12 protein-coding genes are annotated in these 16,827 nt (G+C 72.7%); 9 read left to right on the forward strand and 3 right to left on the reverse strand.

Translation table 11 applies throughout. The annotated features are described in order from the left end of the window. The first annotated feature begins 56 nt into the window (after positions 1-56). Positions 57-1,388: a wax ester/triacylglycerol synthase family O-acyltransferase gene (locus tag ACIBA9_RS00950; protein WP_399359238.1), complete on the forward strand. Its 1,332-nt coding sequence runs from the start codon at positions 57-59 to the stop codon at positions 1,386-1,388. Positions 1,389-1,553: 165 nt separating this feature from the next. Then, entirely contained in the window at positions 1,554-3,083 is a 1,530-nt protein-coding gene (locus ACIBA9_RS00955; RefSeq protein WP_399359239.1) for an SDR family NAD(P)-dependent oxidoreductase, read from the forward strand. Between the two features lie 85 nt (positions 3,084-3,168). Here ACIBA9_RS00955 and ACIBA9_RS00960 read toward each other — a convergent pair whose 3' ends face one another. Next, positions 3,169-3,567, reverse strand: a complete 399-nt coding sequence (locus tag ACIBA9_RS00960; protein ID WP_399359240.1) for a hypothetical protein — start codon at positions 3,565-3,567, stop codon at positions 3,169-3,171. Between the two features lie 474 nt (positions 3,568-4,041). On the opposite strand from ACIBA9_RS00960, the gene ACIBA9_RS00965 reads away from it, so the two are divergent. Next, positions 4,042-4,215, forward strand: a complete 174-nt coding sequence (locus tag ACIBA9_RS00965) for a hypothetical protein (protein WP_393899718.1) — start codon at positions 4,042-4,044, stop codon at positions 4,213-4,215. 186 nt (positions 4,216-4,401) lie between these two features. On the opposite strand, the gene ACIBA9_RS00970 is transcribed toward ACIBA9_RS00965, so the two are convergent. Both ACIBA9_RS00970 and ACIBA9_RS00975 read right to left on the reverse strand, forming a co-directional pair. After that, entirely contained in the window at positions 4,402-5,757 is a 1,356-nt protein-coding gene (locus ACIBA9_RS00970) for an amidase (protein WP_399359241.1), read from the reverse strand. A gap of 150 nt (positions 5,758-5,907) precedes the next feature. Next, positions 5,908-6,930 (reverse strand): LacI family DNA-binding transcriptional regulator, encoded by a 1,023-nt coding sequence (locus ACIBA9_RS00975; RefSeq protein ID WP_399359242.1) that lies wholly within the window; start codon positions 6,928-6,930, stop codon positions 5,908-5,910. 256 nt (positions 6,931-7,186) lie between these two features. Here ACIBA9_RS00975 and ACIBA9_RS00980 point away from each other — a divergent pair, with 256 nt between their 5' ends. The 6 genes from ACIBA9_RS00980 to ACIBA9_RS01005 all read left to right on the forward strand — a co-directional run bounded on the left by ACIBA9_RS00980 (position 7,187) and on the right by ACIBA9_RS01005 (position 16,745). Then, entirely contained in the window at positions 7,187-8,479 is a 1,293-nt protein-coding gene (locus tag ACIBA9_RS00980; RefSeq protein WP_399359243.1) for an ABC transporter substrate-binding protein, read from the forward strand. Positions 8,480-8,485: 6 nt separating this feature from the next. Further along, the gene (locus ACIBA9_RS00985) at positions 8,486-9,382 is read left to right on the forward strand and encodes a carbohydrate ABC transporter permease (RefSeq protein ID WP_399359244.1); all 897 of its coding nucleotides are present in this window, start codon (positions 8,486-8,488) and stop codon (positions 9,380-9,382) included. Continuing rightward, positions 9,379-10,299, forward strand: a complete 921-nt coding sequence (locus ACIBA9_RS00990; RefSeq protein WP_399359245.1) for a carbohydrate ABC transporter permease — start codon at positions 9,379-9,381, stop codon at positions 10,297-10,299. The genes ACIBA9_RS00985 and ACIBA9_RS00990 overlap by 4 nt, the downstream gene beginning before the upstream one ends. Positions 10,300-10,363: 64 nt before the next feature. Continuing rightward, positions 10,364-11,620, forward strand: coding sequence for a glycosyl hydrolase (locus ACIBA9_RS00995; protein WP_399359246.1), 1,257 nt, complete (start codon positions 10,364-10,366; stop codon positions 11,618-11,620). Further along, complete coding sequence (locus tag ACIBA9_RS01000) at positions 11,617-13,695, forward strand: endo-beta-N-acetylglucosaminidase (protein WP_399359247.1); 2,079 nt, start codon at positions 11,617-11,619, stop codon at positions 13,693-13,695. The genes ACIBA9_RS00995 and ACIBA9_RS01000 overlap by 4 nt, the downstream gene beginning before the upstream one ends. A gap of 29 nt (positions 13,696-13,724) precedes the next feature. Then, positions 13,725-16,745 carry an alpha-mannosidase gene (locus ACIBA9_RS01005; protein WP_399359248.1) on the forward strand — a complete coding sequence of 1,007 codons (3,021 nt, stop codon included), beginning with the start codon at positions 13,725-13,727 and terminating at the stop codon, positions 16,743-16,745. Positions 16,746-16,827 lie beyond the last annotated feature (82 nt).

Below are 16,827 nucleotides of genomic sequence, written 5' to 3' on the forward strand. Positions count from 1 at the left end.
GACTGGCGGAGATTGACTGCAGATCCCCCCCCGTCGTCGACGCGCGAGGCAAGCCCTTGACTCCCGATCTGCTCGCTCCTCTCGACCTGGCCTTCTGGAACATGGAGTGCGACCGGCATCCGATGCACCTCGGAGCGCTCGGCGTCTTCGGGGCGCACTCGCCCACCGCCGGGGCCCACGCGGCCGACCTGCTCGCCGCCCGGGCCGCCGCCGTACCCGGTCTGCGCATGCGCATCCGCGACGTCTGGCAGCCGCTCGCCTTCGGCGGCGCGGCCCGCGAGACCGACCCGGACTTCGACCCGCTCGACCATGTGCGGCTGCACGCCCCGACCGCCGACTTCCACGCGGCCGCCGGGCGCCTGATGGAGCGGCCGCTGGAGCGCGGCCGGCCGCCCTGGGAGGCGCATGTGCTGCCCGGCGAGGACGGGGTGTCCTTCGCGGTGCTGTTCAAGTTCCACCACGCCCTCGCCGACGGACTGCGCGCCCTCAAGCTCGCCGCCGGCGTCCTGGACCCGGTGGACCTGCCCGAACGCGCGCCCCGCGCCCCCGAACCGCCCCGCGGCCTGCTCCCGGACGTGCGCCGGCTGCCCGCCCTCGTCCCCGACCTGGTCAGGGGCGCGCTGTCCGACGTGGGCCGGGCCCTGGACATCGGGGCGTCCCTGGCCAGGTCCACGCTCGGGATGCGCCCGTCCTCGGCGCTGACCTCCGCGCCCAGCGGCACCCGCCGCACGGCCGGGGTCGTCCTCGACATCGACGACGTGCACCGCGTGCGCAAGAGCGTCGGCGGCACCGTCAACGACGTGCTCATCGCCGTGGTCGCCGGTGCGCTGCGCCGCTGGCTGGACGAGCGCGGCGACGGCAGCGCGGGGGTGGCGCCCCGCGCCCTCATCCCCGTGTCCCGGCGTCGGCCGCGCACCGCCCAGCCGCAGGGCAACCGGCTCTCCGGGTACCTGATACCGCTTCCGGTCCACGATCCCGACCCGCTCGGCCGCCTGGCGACCGTGCGCGCCGCGATGGTCCGCAACAAGGACGCGGGACCCAACCGGGGCGCGGGCGCCGTCGCGCTGCTCGCCGACCACGTGCCGGCCCTAGGCCACCGGCTCGGCGGCCCGCTCGTCGGGCAGGCCGCCCGGCTCTGGTTCGACATCCTCGTCACCAGCGTGCCGCTGCCCGGACTGGGCCTGCGGCTCGGCGGCCACGAACTGACCGAGGTCTATCCGCTGGCCCCGCTGGCCCCCGGCCAGTCGCTGGCGGTCGCGATCTCGACGTACCGCGGCCGTGTGCACTACGGGCTGGTCGCCGACGCGCGCGCCGTGCCGGACCTGGACGTGTTCGCCCGGGCGGTGTCCCAGGAGGTGGAGACCCTGCTCGTCGCCTGCGACGGGTGAGCACCGGCCGCCGTCGGGGCCGGGCCCCGGCCCCGACGGCGGCCCTGGTTCGATCACCGAAGGCGGCCGGGTTTGGCTCCCGGGCCCGCCGCTCCGTAAAATTCGCCGTTCGAAAGCGGTCGCGAGTCGGAGCGCCGCGCGGGTGATCAGGGAAGCGGCAGCGCGATGACGGTGACAGAGGACGGGTCTGCGTCCATGGAGGTCCCCATGGACGTCCCCACGGACGCCTCCATGGACGAGCTGGTCCACGGGCCCGGTATCGACCCGGAACGCCTGGCCGTCTGTCTCAGCGTCCTGGAGGAGCTGGACCGGCTCGACGTCGACCACCCCGACGCGATCACGGTGCGCCGGGCCACCTCGGGCATCTACCGCACGGTCAAGCAGCGCCGCCGCCAGGAGCGCCGGGCCGCCAAGACCGCCCACGACCGCGCCGTCACGGAGGCCACCGCCACCGGCTCCGCCGAGCGCATCGACGACGAGACCGAGGGCCTCCTGCCGTCCTCCAAGATCGACGAGGGCCGCATCGCGGGCATACTCCAGCGCCCGCGCTCCTGCTACACCTGCAAGCAGCGCTACGTCGAGGTCGACTACTTCTACCACCAGCTGTGCCCGAAATGCGCCGACCAGAACCGCGCCAAGCGGGACGCGCGCGCGGACCTCACCGGCAAGCGTGCCCTGCTCACCGGCGGCCGCGCCAAGATCGGCATGTACATCGCGCTGCGGCTGCTGCGCGACGGCGCGCACACGACGATCACCACGCGGTTCCCCAAGGACGCCATCCGCCGCTTCAAGGCGATGGAGGACTCGGCGGACTGGATGCACCGGCTGGAGATCGTCGGGATCGACCTGCGCGATCCGGCCCAGGCCGTCGCCCTGGCAGAGCAGGTCGCCGAGGCGGGACCGCTGGACATCCTGATCAACAACGCCACGCAGACCGTGCGCCGTCTGCCCTCCGCCTACGCCGCCCTGGTCGAGGGCGAGAGCGCCGCGCTGCCCGCCGGGGAACTCCCCGCCCACCACGTCATCGGCGCCTTCAACTCGGGCGCGGTCGACGGTCTGGCCGCGCTGCCGCTGGGCACCAGCGGCCTCGACGCGCAGCGGGTGGCCGACCTCGCCCTGGTCGCGGGCAACGCCAGCGTCGCCCGGCACCTCGACGGCACCGCCATCGACGCGGGCGGCCTGGTTCCCGACGTCGTCGACACCAACACCTGGGTGCAGACGATCGAGCAGATCTCCCCGGTGGAGCTGCTCGAGACCCAGCTGTGCAACTACACGGCGCCGTTCGTCCTGATCGGCAGTCTCCGCCCGGTCATGGCCGACGCCGCGAGGAAGGCGGCGAGCGGGCGGGCGTACGTCGTGAACGTCTCCGCCATGGAGGGTGTCTTCGCGCGCGGCTACAAGGGCGCCGGCCACCCGAACACCAACGCCGCCAAGGCCGCGATGAACATGGTGACGCGCACCAGCGGCGAGGAGATGTTCCGCACCGACGGCATCCTCATGACCTCGGTGGACACCGGCTGGATCACCGACGAACGCCCCCACTACGACAAGCTGCGCCTCGCCGAGGCCGGTTTCCACGCCCCGCTCGACCTGGTCGACGGCGCCGCGCGCGTGTACGACCCGATCGTGCGCGGTGAGGCGGGCGAGGACCTGTACGGCGTCTTCCTGAAGGACTACGCGCCCGGCAAGTGGTGAGCCACGGGGTGTGGCGGGGCCCCGGGAGCGCGGTGCCGGGGCCCCGGTGACCCGTGTCCGGCCGGTCGCGGGGGGTGTGGGGTCGTCAGTCCACCGCCCCCAGGCGGGAGTTGCGGGCCGCGACCAGTTCGAGGACTGTACGCCAGTCCTCCAGCACGCCCGCGTCGAAGCCGCCGGTGCGGCCCTCCTCGTCCGCCTGGCGCAGCCGCAGGGCATCGTCGTCGCAGGGGTTCGTGTCCCCGCGCACCAGCCGGGACACCCGCTCCCCGAGCAGGGAGCGCACCGCGTCCGCCGCGCTCCGGGAGCGCGCCGGCCCGTCGCCGCCCGGGTTCAGCACCGGCCCGACGCCCCGAACCAACCCCGCCACCTGGAGTTCCTTGTCGGCGGGCCGGGCGCGGCGCAGCAGCGCGGCCGTCCGCAGCGCGTGTCGGTGCGGTCCGGCGTACAGCAGATCCATCAGCTCCTCGACGCTGCGCGGCTCCATGCTTCAGTCCTTCCGCGAGACGGCCGTTGCCCGCGCCAGCAGAGCATGGCGAGCTTGCGGCCCGGCCAACGGCGTTTGAACCGCACCGCGCGGTCGAAGCAGCGTTCGGTCGTGTAGGCCGACCGGGTGATTCACTCCTGTGCGCGAGTGATGCGGTTTGTTACAAATGGCTGCATATTGGGGTGCATTGAGGGGGTGGGTGACGCGCACAAGTTACAGCTTGTTTGCACTCCCTATCGAGCGGACCTCTGCTCATTTGGTTAATCTGGAGTAGACGGACAGCAGTACGGGGTCCCACCCACACCCATCGTCCGTGCCGGGGCGAGGCGGTTCACCACCGTCCTCTCCGACAATGAGACACCGGCGCCACCGCGTCCGAACTGGCTTTCCATCCAGACCCGAGCGGGCGACGAGTGCCGGAGCGCAGACTGTCCGGTATGCCCCGAGGGTGACCCGACACATAAGGAGTGCGCGGTGACACCGGAGAAGACGAATCGCGACGATCTCCCCCAGGAACGCAACGAACGTGCGAGCCGGCGGCCCGGAGAGCTCGGCAGCCTCGACGTGTGGGCCCGGTCCGCCCCGATCCGCCTCGCGGGATACGAGGAGGACCTCGCCGAGCCTCACATCCTGCCCAGCGTCGACTGACGCCGGACGGGATCCGTCGCGATCGCCGATGGCGGGGGCGTGGCATCCGCCCGTCCCTGTCGGCACGGACACCGCCGGCCGGGCCCCGCGCCCGGCCGGATCAGGGGGAACCCAGGGGCAGGGGCAGGGGCAGGGGGAATCAGGGCAGGGGCCGGCACGGCCGAGGGCAGGCGCGGCGCGGGCGCGCTAGCGGTCCCGCTCCGCCACGGGAGCCGTCCGCTGCCACGGACGCAGGCGCTCCAGTTCCTCCGCCAGATCCAGCAGCTCGGCCTCCGCGCCCGGGCGTCCCACGAGCTGTACGGCGCAGGGCGCCCCCGAGGGCAGCGTGCCGAACGGCACGGACATCGCCGGCCAGCCGGTCAGGTTCCACGGTGGGGTGAACGGTGAGTAGGCGGTGTTGGCGAGGACGTTGCGCAGCCAGCCGCGCTCGTGCCACGGTCCCGCCGCGGGGGAGCGCCGGGCCAGCGCCGGGGTGAGCAGGACGTCGTGCTCGGCGAAGAAGGGCGCCAGCCGGGCGCGCAGCCGCTCGCGGCCGTCGCCGCCACGGACCGAGCGGACGAAACGCCGGCCCACCGCCGCGTGCACCCGGGTCCGCCGGGCCAGCCGCGACCGGTCCAGGCCCTCGGCGTCCACCGCCGTTCCGGCCGTCCAGTACCGCAGCGAGGTCACGCCCAGGGACAGGGGGTACGGCGGCTCGGCCCGCCGTACGCGGTGTCCCGCCCCGGCCAGCAGCCCGGCCGCCTCCCGGACCGCGGTCGTATACGATCCGCTCACGCTCACCCCGGCCAGCGGGCTACGCACGGCGGCGGCGATCCTCCGCCGCGCCGGCTCCGGGGTGCGGACGGCGTCGGCGCCCGCCAGGACGCCGAACACCAACCGCAGGTCCTCGACCGTGGTGGCCAGCGGGCCGTTCTCGGACATGCCGAACCAGTCGCCGTTGCCGATCCCCGCCGGGATCACCCCGTGCCCCGGCTTCAGCGTGACCAGCCCGCAGTTGGCGGCCGGAATGCGCAGCGAGCCCATGCCGTCGTTGCCGAGCGCGATCGGCACGAGTCCCGCGGCCACCGCGGCCCCGCTGCCGCCGGAGGAGCCGCCCGCCGTCCGCGTCGGATCCCACGGGTTGCGGGCGGTGCCGTACACGCCCTCCGTGGTGCCGAAGACACACAGCTCGGGCACGTTCGTCAGGCCCACGACCACCGCGCCGGCCGCCCGCAGCCGGGCCACGGTGACATGGTCGTCCGCGGCCGGGGTGTCCGGGGTGGCGGCGGAGCCGTCGCGATGCGACTCGCCTCGCACGGCGAGGTTGTCCTTGACAGCCACCGGCACGCCCGCGAGCGGCAGTTCGGCCAGCCCGGCACGGGAGGCGACCTCGTCGGCCTCGGCGAGCGCCGCTCGCGCGCGGACCTTGCGGAACGCCCCGATCCGGCCGTCGAGCCGCTCGATCCGTGCGAGGTGCTCGGTCAGCACCTGGCGGGGTGTGACCTCCCCGGCGCGTACGGCGGCGGCGATCTCGGCAGCGGTCCGGCCGGCCCAGTTGCTCAACGGACACTCCCTGGCTGGTCGTCGCCCGACGTCGGTCGGCGCGACGGCTACTCGTCGGTATGAATCAAGGTGCGTAGGGAGAACTGTGCACGACCGGACCGTCCCCGTCGAGAGGCCGCCCCGCGACGGCAGGCGTGCGGCCCGGCGCTCTCAGTGGGCCGGCCCGGCGTCGCGGGCGGCGGCCGTGCTGCCCCGGACCGTCAGGCGCGGTACCGGAAGCCGCACCGTCCGTGCCGCACCCCCGTCCAGCAGGGCCGTCAACTCCCGTGCCGCGGTGCGGCCGAACTCGGCGCTGTCCCGGGAGAGCGCGGACAGCCGGGGCTCGACCAGACGGCACAGCGCCGAGTCCTCCCAGGAGACGACGGAGACGTTCTCCGGTACCCGGTGGCCGAGTTCGGCCGCCACCGAGAGACCGGCCACCGCCATCACGTCGTTGTCGTAGATCAACGCCGTCGGGGCGGTGGCGGCCCCCAGCAGCCGTCGGGTCACGGCGGCGCCCTCGGCGTCCGAGTAGTCGGTGGTCACCGAGCGGACCTCGCCCAGGCCGCGCCGCTCGGCCTCGGCACGCAGGGTCCTCAGCCGGCGCTGGGTGTGCGCGAGGTCGGGCAGCCCGGCGATGTGGACGATCCGGCGGTGGCCGAGGGCGGTCAGCTCGTCCACCACCGAGGCCATCGCGCCCGCGTCGTCCGCCCACACGGTGGACAGCCCCGGGTGCCGGTCGTCGGGGGCGCCACCGATCACCACGGCGGGCAGCCCGAGTTCGTCGAGAAGAGCGGGGCGCGGGTCGTCGGCGCGCGGGTCGACCACCAGGACACCGTCCACCCGGTGCTCGGCCCACCAGCGCCGGTACACCCCGCACTCGTCGGCCACGTCCCGCGCCACCTGGAAGAGCAGGCCCAGATGGCGTTCGGCCAGCACTTCCTGGATACCGGAGACCAGTTGCAGGAAGAAGGAGTCGACGCCGAGGGTGTCCGCAGAGCGCGCCAGGACGAACCCGACCGTGGCGGCGCCCTCGCCGGACAGCGCGCGGGCCGCCGTGCTGGGGCGCCAGCCCAACTGCTCGGCGACCCCGCGCACCCGGGCCCGGGTGGTCTCGGAGACGCCCGGGCGGCCGTTCAGGGCGAACGACACCGCGCTCTCGGAGACGCCGGCGCGGCGCGCGATGTCCTTCATCGTCGGCCGGCGCACCGGTGACCGCCTGGAGACCACGTCATCCCTCGTCTCTTCACGGAACGGAGCTAATGCGCTTGAGTCCCGGAACTCTAAAGCGCATTAGTGAAGTTGACAAGCACTCTCAAGGCAACGCTCTCACCTGCACTAATGCAAAAGGGATTTCTTTAGCCGACGCCTGTGCATTGACTTCCGCCAAACGGCCCGGGCAAGGTCGCTGGCGTCACAGCCGCCGACACCGCAAGGGAGCCGTCTCACCGTGCCCAGCCACCGCAGACCCCTCGCCGCTGCCGCGTTCCTCGCCCTCCTCCTGCCGCTGAGCGCCTGCGGCTCGGGCGGCGACGGCGGCGGCTCCACCGACGCCTCGGGCAAGGTCGAAGGCGACATCAGTTTCCAGACCTGGAACCTGCGTGCCAACTTCAAGCCGTACTTCGAGGGCCTGATAGCCGACTTCGAGAAGAAGTACCCCGGCACCCATGTGAAGTGGATCGACCAGCCCGCCGAGGGCTACGCCGACAAGATCAGCGCCGACGCGGCCGGCGGCACCCTGCCCGACGTCGTCAACGTCTCCCCGGACCTGGTCGCCCCGCTGGCCAAGGCCGGACTGGCCCTCGACCTCGACAAGGCCGCCGGTGCCCACAGGTCCGAGTATCTGGACGGGGCCTGGGCGAGCCACCGGGTGCCCGGCCTGAACGGCACGTACGCCTTCCCCTGGTACCTCAACACCGGGCCGCTCTTCTACAACAAGGCCCTGTTCAAGAAGGCCGGACTCGACCCGGACACCCCGCCGAGGACGTACGACGACCTCTTCGCCGACGCCCTGCGGCTGGCGGGCAAGAGCGACGGGAAGGTCGCCACGCTCGCCAACGTGCCCACGATCGAGGACTTCGGGCGCTACGGCGTGCCGCTGATGAACAAGGAGGGAACCGCCTTCGCCTTCGATGACGGCAAGGGCGTCGAACTGCTCACCAAGTACAAGCAGTTGTACGACGCCAAGGCACTCGATCCGCAGGCGCTCACCGCGACCCCCGAGTCGGCCGGGAAGAAGTTCCTCACCGAGGCCGTCGCCATGAACCCCGGCAGCGCCCTGGACCTCGGCAACTTCAAGAAGCAGGCGCCCGGACTGTACAAGGACATCGGGATCACCGACCAGATCACCAGCACCGGGCACGTCAACATGTACGTGATGGGTGTGATGGTCAACTCCCGTACCCGGCACACCCCGGCCGCCGTCGCCTTCGCGCACTTCGTCACCGACGCCCGCAACCAGATGTCCTTCGCCAGGAAGGTCGCCATCTTCCCGAGCACCGCGGGCTCCCTCGACGACCCGTACTTCACCAAGGAGGACGGCACCGACGAGACACGGGTGCGCGTCGCCGCCGCCAAGTCCCTGAAGAACGCGGTCAACTACACGCCGGTGCTGTTCAGCGAGCAGATGAAGACCGCGCTGCGCAACGAGGTGGCCAAGGCGCTGCAGGGCAAGGAGAGCCCCCGGGAAGCGCTCGACAACGCTGTCAAGGCCTGCGACCGGCTCCTGAAGCAGCAGGGCTGAACCGCCATGCCCACTCCCACCGCCCCGACCCGGGTGCGGCGGCAACTGCCCACCAGTCCCTGGCTGTTCGCCGCCCCCGGGCTGCTGGTCACCGGCGCCTTCGTGCTCTACCCGTTCGTGTCGACCGTGGTGAACTCCTTCACCGACCGCCGCACCCTGGTCCCCGGCCGCTTCGTCGGCCTGGACAACTTCCGTGAACTGCTCCACGACGACATGTTCTGGACGGGCCTGCGCAACAGCACGCTGTACATCGCCGGTGTCGTACCGGCCCTGGTGATACTGCCGCTGCTGCTCGCGCTGCTGGTGCAGAAGAACATCCCCGGCATCACCTTCTTCCGCTCCGCCTTCTACACCCCGGTCGTCGCCTCCATCGTGGTCGTCGGACTGATCTGGGTGTGGCTGCTGGACGAACGCGGACTGGTCAACTCGCTGCTTGAGGCCGTGGGCATCGGCCGCGTCGGCTTCCTCAGCGACCAGTGGCTGCTCCTGCTGAGCGCCATGGCGGTGACCGTGTGGAAGGGCCTCGGCTACTACATGATCATCTATCTGGCGGCGCTCGCGAACGTACCGCGCGAGTTGCACGAGGCCGCCGCCGTGGACGGCGCGGGCGCGGTCCGCCGCTTCCTGACGGTCACGGTGCCCGCCGTGCGCTCCACCATGGTGCTGGTCGCCGCCCTCTCCTCGGTCGCCGCGTTCAAGGTCTTCTCCGAGGTGTACCTGATGGCGGGCCCGAGCGGCGGCCCGGCCGGCGAGGACACCACCCTCGTCATGCTGGTCCAGCGCACCGGCACCGGACTGACCGGCCGGGTCGGCTACGCCTCCGCCCTGTCCGTGGTCGTGTTCGTCGTCACCGTCGCGCTCATGCTGCTCGTGCTGCGCGCCGACCGGAGGGAGGAGACATGAGCGTCGTGGAGAAGACGCCCCCCGTGCGTCCGGCCGACCCGGCCTCCCGGGCCGCCCCCCGGGAACGCCGGATCACCGACGAGCACGGGCGCCGCGTCCGGCCCGGCGAACTGATCCTGCGCTACCTGCTGCTGCTCGTCGTCCTCGCCCTCACCGTCGGCCCCTTCCTCTGGCAGCTGTCCACCTCCCTCAAGGGACCCACCGAGGACATCTTCGGCTCGCCGCCCCGGTTCCTGCCGAACCATCCGACCCTGCACAACTACGAGCGGGTCGCCGACACCATCCCCGTCTGGGACTACGCCCTCAACTCCCTGAAGGTGGCCGGCGCGAGCGTCGTGACCAACTGCGTCGGCTCGGCCCTCGCCGGGTACGCGCTGGCCCGGCTGCGCTACCGCGGGAGGCGCGTGGCCACCCTGGTCTTCGTGTTGGCGATGCTCGTCCCCGTCGAGGGCATCATCATCGCCCAGTTCACCACCATGCGGGAACTCGGACTGAACAACACGCTGATCGGCGTCGTGCTGCCCGGTGCGGTCGGCGCGATGAACGTCCTGCTGATGCGCAACGCCTTCCGCAACCTGCCGTTCGAGATCGAGGAGGCCGCCTACGTCGACGGCGCCGACGTCTGGCAGCGGTTTCGGCGCATCGCCCTGCCGTCGGTGAAGGGCACCCTCGCGGTCGTCGCCATCTTCGCCTTCATGGGCGCCTGGGACGACTTCCTGTGGCCGCTGATCGTGCTCAGCGATCCCTCCAGGTTCACCCTGACCATCGGCCTGAACTACCTGCACGGCACCTTCGCCAACGACGAACGGCTCGTCGCCGCCGGCACCGTGATCGCCGTGGCACCGCTCATCGCCCTCTTCGCCTGCCTCCAGCGCTACTTCTTCCGCGGGGTAGGCGAGGGCGCCGTCAAGGGCTGACCCGACCGCCCGGCCACTTTGCGAAGCCCCCGCGTTCCCCGTCCGCAAGGAGCAAGGACACCGCATGCCCCCTGCCGTGCGCTTCGGCGTCAACTACACCCCGAGCGAGGGGTGGTTCCACCACTGGCTCGACTTCGATCTCGACTCCGTACGCGCCGACCTCGACGCGATCGCCGCCCTCGGCCTCGACCACATCCGCGTCTTCCCGCTGTGGCCGTACTTCCAGCCCAACCGCACACTGATCCGCCCCCGAGCCGTCGACCAGCTCGTGGCCCTCGCCGACGCGGCCGCCGAACGCGGGCTGGACGTCAACGTCGACGGTCTGCAGGGGCACTTGAGCAGCTTCGACTTCCTCCCCGCCTGGACCCGCACCTGGCACCGGCGCAACCTCTTCACCGCCGAGGACGTGGTGGACGGCCAGGCGGCCTATCTGCGCACCCTCGCCGCGGCCCTCGCCGACCGCCCCAACTTCCTCGGCATGACCCTCGGCAACGAGATCAACCAGTTCGCCGCCGGCCCTCACCCGGACCCCGACCGGATCACCGCCGACGAGGCCGAACGGTGGCTGGTGCGGCTGCTGGCCGCCTGTGCCGAGGGTGCGCCGGGGCGCACGCACCTGCACGCCTCGTACGACGCCGCCTGGTACCAGGAGGACCAGCCCTTCACCCCCGCCCACTCGGCCCGCCTCGGTGCCGTCACGGCCGTGCACTCCTGGGTGTTCAACGGCACCGCCCAGCGACACGGCCGCGACTCCGTGCCGGCCGAGCACCACGCCGCCTACCTGGTGGAGCTGAGCAAGGCCTGGGCCGAGGAACCGGACCGGCCCGTGTGGCTCCAGGAGGTCGGCGCGCCCGCGCCCCTCGTGCCCGCCGAGCACGCGGCCGCCTTCACCGAGGCGACCGTCGGCAACGCCCTCGACTGTCCCGATCTATGGGGCATCACCTGGTGGTGTTCCCACGACGTCTCGCGCGGCCTCGCCGACTTCCCCGAACTGGAGTACACCCTCGGCCTGCTGACCAACGACCGGCGGCCCAAGGACCTCGCCCGGGTGCTCGCCGCGTCGGCCCGGGAAGCGCACCCGGCTCCGGACGTACGCGGCACGGCCCTCGTCGTGCCCGCCGACCCGGCCCGCCGGCCCCGCTGCGCGCCCGGCGGACCGGTCTTCGACGCGTTCTTCCGGCTCGTCGCCGACGGTGTCCGCCCCACCACCGTGCTCGACACCCGCGCCGACGACAAGGAACACCTCGCCGCCCGCGGCATCACCGAAACCGTCACTCCCGACCAGGTACTCCCCACCCCACACGGAGGCACCCGCTCGTGAACCCCACCAGACGCACCGTCCTGATCGCCGGCACGGCAGCCGCCCTGCTCCCGGCCGCCCCCGCCACCGCGCGGGCACGGTCCACGCCCACCGCCCCCGCCGAGGCGCGGCCCACGCCCGCCCCTCCCGCGCAGGCCACCGCCGCCCCGCCGTACGCCTCCTACTGGTATCCGGACTCGCTTCCCGCCGGCAGTCCGGGGGCGGGCATCACCTGGCGCAGCCTGAAGAGCTGGCGCGCCGCCGACGACCCCGACCTCGCCTTCAACGCCTCTTCCGTGCCGCTCGCCCCCCGCTTCACGCCGACCCCCGCCAACACCACCGCCCGCTCGGGTCAGGCCCGTGTGCAGGCCCTGGTCTCCTTCGGCCCCACCGCGGGCAACCCCTCACAGGGCGCGGCCACCGCCGACTACTACGCCCTCAGCCATTGGGCCTACCTGGACGAACTGGTGTTCTGGGGCGGTTCGGCCGGCGAGGGCCTGATCCTGGCCCCGAACGCGCCGATCGTGGACGCCGCCCACCGGCACGGCGTGCCCGTCCTCGGGAACGTCTTCCTGCCGCCCACCGCCTACGGCGGCCGCCTGGAGTGGACCCGCGACCTCGTCCGGAAGGACGCGACCGGGCACCACCCGCTCGCCGCCCAGCTCGTCGCGGTGGCCGCCGCGTACGGCTTCGACGGCTGGTTCGTGAACGCCGAGACGGGCGGCGGCAACACCGCGCTCGGCACCGCCATGCTCGGCTTCGTCACGGAGCTCAAAGCCCTCTCCGCGGCCAGGGGGCAGCGGGTGACCTGGTACGACGCGATGACCGTCAACGGCACGGTCGGCTGGCAGGGGGCCCTGAACAGCCAGAACCAGGCGTTCTTCCAGGCCTCCGACGATCTGTTCGTCGACTTCCGGTGGAGCGCCGCCACCCTGGCCGCCTCCGGCACCAGGGCCGCGCAACTAGGGCGCAGCCCGTACGAGTTGTGGGCGGGGATCGACGTCGAGTCGAACGGGTCGGACACCTCGGTCGACTGGGACGCCATCGTGCCGACCGCCAAGCCGCACCTCGCCTCGATCGGCTTCTACCGGCCGGAGTGGACCCGCGACCAGCTGCCCGCCGACCGGCGCGCGCCGCGGGACTTCCACGCCGCCGACGACCGGTTCTGGAGCGGACGGTCCCTCGACCCGTCCCGGCCCGACGCCGCGGACCCGTGGCGCGCCCCGGCGGTGTCGGTGGCGGACCGCTCGACGGTCACCTCGCTGCCGTTCGCCAGCGTCTTCAACACCGGTCACGGACTGCGCTGGTACGAGGAGGGCGCCGTCGTCTCGGACACGCCCTGGAACCACCTCGGGCTCCAGGACCTGCTGCCCTCGCGGCGCTGGGTGGTGCGCACACCCGGGAGGCGGCCGACGGTCTCCTTCGACTTCGCGGACGCCTGGCGGGGCGGCAGCAGCGTGCTGGTCGAGGGCGACCCCGATCAGCCGGTGGTCCTGGACCTGTACGCGACCCGCCTGCCCGTCGGCCACCACACGGTCGTCGAGCTGACGTACCGGACCGAGGCCGGAACGGTGGACGTCGAGGCGGCGGTGGCCACCGCCGAACCGAGCGGCGCCGGGGCGAGCCCGCCGTACACCTATCCGGGTGCGAACCCGGCCCGCCGGAGCCGTGCGGCGCGGGCGGCCGGCGGATGGCGGACCCTGACGGTCCCGCTCACCGGTCTGTCCGGCACCGTCCACGCCCTCGGCGTGCGGCTCACCGCCACGGCTGGACCGGTGCGCTGGCGGCTGGGCGGGCTCGCCGTCCACGACACGGTCACCCCGCCCACCGGCCCCTGCGGCGCCCACGTGAGCGCGGCGGCCGGCGGCGACCTGCGGCTCGCCTGGAACGCCGCCCACGGCCCCGTCCGCCACTACACCCTCCACCGGATCCTGCCCGACGGCACCCGCCGCTTCCTCGGCGCCACCGGACAGCGCGCCTACTTCCTCACCGGACTGCGGCCCGAACAGGGCGAGAGCGCCGCACGGTTCGAAGTGCGCACGGTGGGGGAGCTCTACAACGCCTCGGCCCCCGTGACCGTCACCCACCCCTGGTAGTCACCGAACCCTCGCAGGGAGCACCTCGCATGCATGACGACCGCACTCTGGTGGAAGCCCGCCTCCGGCGCGTCCTCGACGAACGCATCCGCCCCGCCGTCTACCCCGAGTCCGTGCCGCTGGAGGTCGCCGTGTGGCACGCGCCCGGCGAACCGGTGCCGGTCGCCGAGGGACTCGCCGCCGAGCCCGAGCCGATCCGGGTCGGCACCCGGTGGGGTGCTCCATGGGGAACCAGCTGGTTCCGGGTGACCGGGACCGTGCCCGAGGAGTGGGCCGGGCGGACCGTCGAAGCCCTGCTCGACCTCGGCTTCGACGAGAACATGCCCGGCTTCCAGTGCGAGGGCCTGGTCTACCGGCCCGACGGCACCCCGGTGAAGGGCCTCAACCCGCGCAACCAGTGGGTGCGCGTCGGCGCGCCGGCCGAGGGCGGGGAGCAGGTGTGTCTGCACATCGAGGCCGCCTCCAACCCGGTCATCCTGGACTACCACCCCTTCCGGCCCACCCCGCTCGGCGACCCGGACACCGCCGGGCACGAGCCGCAGTACTGCCTCACCCGCATGGACCTCGCCGTCTTCGACGAGACCGTCTGGCAGCTGGTGCTCGACCTGGAGGTGCTCGGCGAGCTGATGGCCGAGCTGCCCGTGGACGCCGCGCGCCGCTGGGACCTGCTGCGGGCGGTCGAGCGGGCGCTGGACGCCGTCGACCTCCAGGACGTGGGCGGCACCGCCGCCCGGGCACGGGCACAGCTGAGCGAGGTGCTCGCCGCGCCCGCCGTGCCGTCCGCGCACCGGATCAGCGCCGTCGGGCACGCGCACATCGACTCGGCGTGGCTGTGGCCGCTGCGTGAGACCGTACGCAAGGTGGCCCGGACCACGTCCAACATGACCGCGCTCGTCGAGGACGAGCCGGAGTTCGTCTTCGCCATGTCCCAGGCGCAGCAGTGGGCGTGGGTGAAGGAGCACCGGCCCGAGGTGTGGGCGCGGGTGAAGAAGGCCGTGGCGGACGGGCGGTTCGTGCCGGCCGGCGGGATGTGGGTGGAGTCGGACACCAACATGCCCGGCTCGGAGGCGATGGCCCGCCAGTTCGTGCACGGCAAGCGGTTCTTCCTCGACGAGTTCGGCATCGAGAACGAGGAGGCGTGGCTGCCCGACACCTTCGGGTTCGCCGCCGGCCTGCCGCAGATCATCAAGGCGGCCGGCTCCAAGTGGCTGCTGACGCAGAAGATCTCGTGGTCACAGACGAACGTCTTCCCCCACCACACCTTCCGCTGGGAGGGCATCGACGGCACCCGGATCTTCACGCACTTCCCGCCCGTCGACACCTACAACTGCTCCATGAAGGGCGCCGAGATCGCCCACGCGGCCCGGAACTTCAAGGACAAGGGCCGGGCCAGGCACTCGCTCGCGCCCACCGGCTGGGGTGACGGAGGCGGCGGCACCACCCGCGAGATGATCGCCAAGGCGGCCCGGCTGCGCGACCTCGAAGGCTCGGCCACCGTCGTCTGGGAGACACCGCGCGCCTTCTTCGAGCAGGCCGAGGCCGAGTACCCCGAACCGCCGGTCTGGGTCGGCGAGCTGTACCTCGAGCTGCACCGCGCCACCCTCACCAGCCAGGCGAAGACCAAGCAGGGAAACCGGCGCAGCGAACACCTGCTGCGTGAGGCCGAACTCTGGGCGGCCACCGCCGCCGTACGCACCGGATTCGCCTACCCATACGAGGAGTTGGACCGCATCTGGAAGACGGTCCTGCTGCACCAGTTCCACGACATCCTGCCCGGCTCGTCCATCGCCTGGGTGCACCGGGAGGCGCGGGCCACCTACGAGCGGCTCGCCGGGGAACTCACCGCCGTCATCGAGGCCGGCCAGCGGGCGCTGGCCGGACAGGGTGACGTCCCCCTGGTGTTCAACGCCGCCCCGCACGCCCGGCACGGTGTCCCGGCGGGCGGGGCCGCCACCCCCGACGTGCCGCGCGGGACGACCCGAACCGGCACCGCGGACGGCGGTCACGTCCTGGACAACGGTCTGCTGCGGATCACCGTGGACGCCCGCGGCCTGGTCGTCTCCGTGTACGATCCCGCCGCCGACCGCGAGACGATCGCCCCGGGCCAGGCCGCGGGTCTCCTGCAACTCCACCCGGACTTCCCGAACATGTGGGACGCCTGGGACGTCGACTCCTTCTACCGCAACACCGTCACCGACCTCACCGACGCCGACTCGGTCGGGGCCGGCGAGGACGGCGCGTCGGTGCGGGTCGTCCGCTCCTTCGGTGACTCGCGCGTCACCCAGGTGCTCTCCCTGCCACCGGGGGAACGGCGGCTGCTCATCGACACCGAGGTGGACTGGCGGGAGACGGAGAAGTTCCTGAAGCTGGCCTTCCCCCTCGACCTGCACGCCGAACGGTACGCCTCCGAGACCCAGTTCGGGCACGTCTTCCGCCCCACCCACACCAACACCTCGTGGGAGGCCGCCAAGTTCGAGGCGTGCAACCACCGCTTCGTCCATCTGGCCGAGCCCGGCTGGGGCGTCGCGGTGGTCAACGACTCGACGTACGGCCACGACGTGACCCGTACCGTGCGCGCCGAGGGCGACCGCGGTACGACCACCACGGTCCGGGTGTCGCTGCTGCGCGCCCCGCGCTTTCCCGACCCCGAGACCGATCAGGGCGTGCACCGCTTCCGGCATGCCCTGGTCCCCGGCGCCTCGATCGCCGACGCGGTCCGCGAGGGCTGGCGGATCAACCTGCCGGAGCGGCACGCGACCGGCGCCCGGGAGGTGGCCCCGCTGATCACCGTCGATCACGAGGCGGTGGTGATCACGGCGGTGAAGCTCGCCGACGACGGCAGCGGGGACGTGGTCGTCCGCTTCCACGAGGCCGAGGGCGGCCGAGCCCGGGCCACGCTCACCGCGGACTTCGAGGTCGCGGATGTCACCGTGACGGACCTGCTGGAACGGCCGGCCGGCGAGGGCGAGCCGCCGGTGCGCGACGGCGCCCGCATCACCGTACGGCTACGGCCGTTCGAGCTGATGACCCTGCGGCTGCGCCGAGGCTGAGCACCCCGCGCACCGTGGCCCGGCGACGGTGCCGGTCCACGGTGCCCCGCGGCCGTTCAGCCGGTCACGTCCGGGCCTGCGC

Origin of the sequence: Streptomyces sp. NPDC051452 (assembly GCF_044454765.1) — a bacterium.
Taxonomy (GTDB): Bacteria; Actinomycetota; Actinomycetes; order Streptomycetales; family Streptomycetaceae; genus Streptomyces.

Bases quoted from the DNA above. Each gene is read 5' to 3' on its own strand.
- ACIBA9_RS00955 (WP_399359239.1), top strand. From the start codon at position 1,554: ATGACGGTGACAGAGGACGGGTCTGCGTCCATGGAGGTCCCCATGGAC.
- ACIBA9_RS00960 (WP_399359240.1), bottom strand. From the start codon at position 3,567: ATGGAGCCGCGCAGCGTCGAGGAGCTGATGGATCTGCTGTACGCCGGA.
- ACIBA9_RS00975 (WP_399359242.1), bottom strand. From the start codon at position 6,930: ATGAAGGACATCGCGCGCCGCGCCGGCGTCTCCGAGAGCGCGGTGTCG.
- ACIBA9_RS00985 (WP_399359244.1), top strand. From the start codon at position 8,486: ATGCCCACTCCCACCGCCCCGACCCGGGTGCGGCGGCAACTGCCCACC.
- ACIBA9_RS00990 (WP_399359245.1), top strand. From the start codon at position 9,379: ATGAGCGTCGTGGAGAAGACGCCCCCCGTGCGTCCGGCCGACCCGGCC.
- ACIBA9_RS00995 (WP_399359246.1), top strand. From the start codon at position 10,364: ATGCCCCCTGCCGTGCGCTTCGGCGTCAACTACACCCCGAGCGAGGGG.
- ACIBA9_RS01005 (WP_399359248.1), top strand. From the start codon at position 13,725: ATGCATGACGACCGCACTCTGGTGGAAGCCCGCCTCCGGCGCGTCCTC.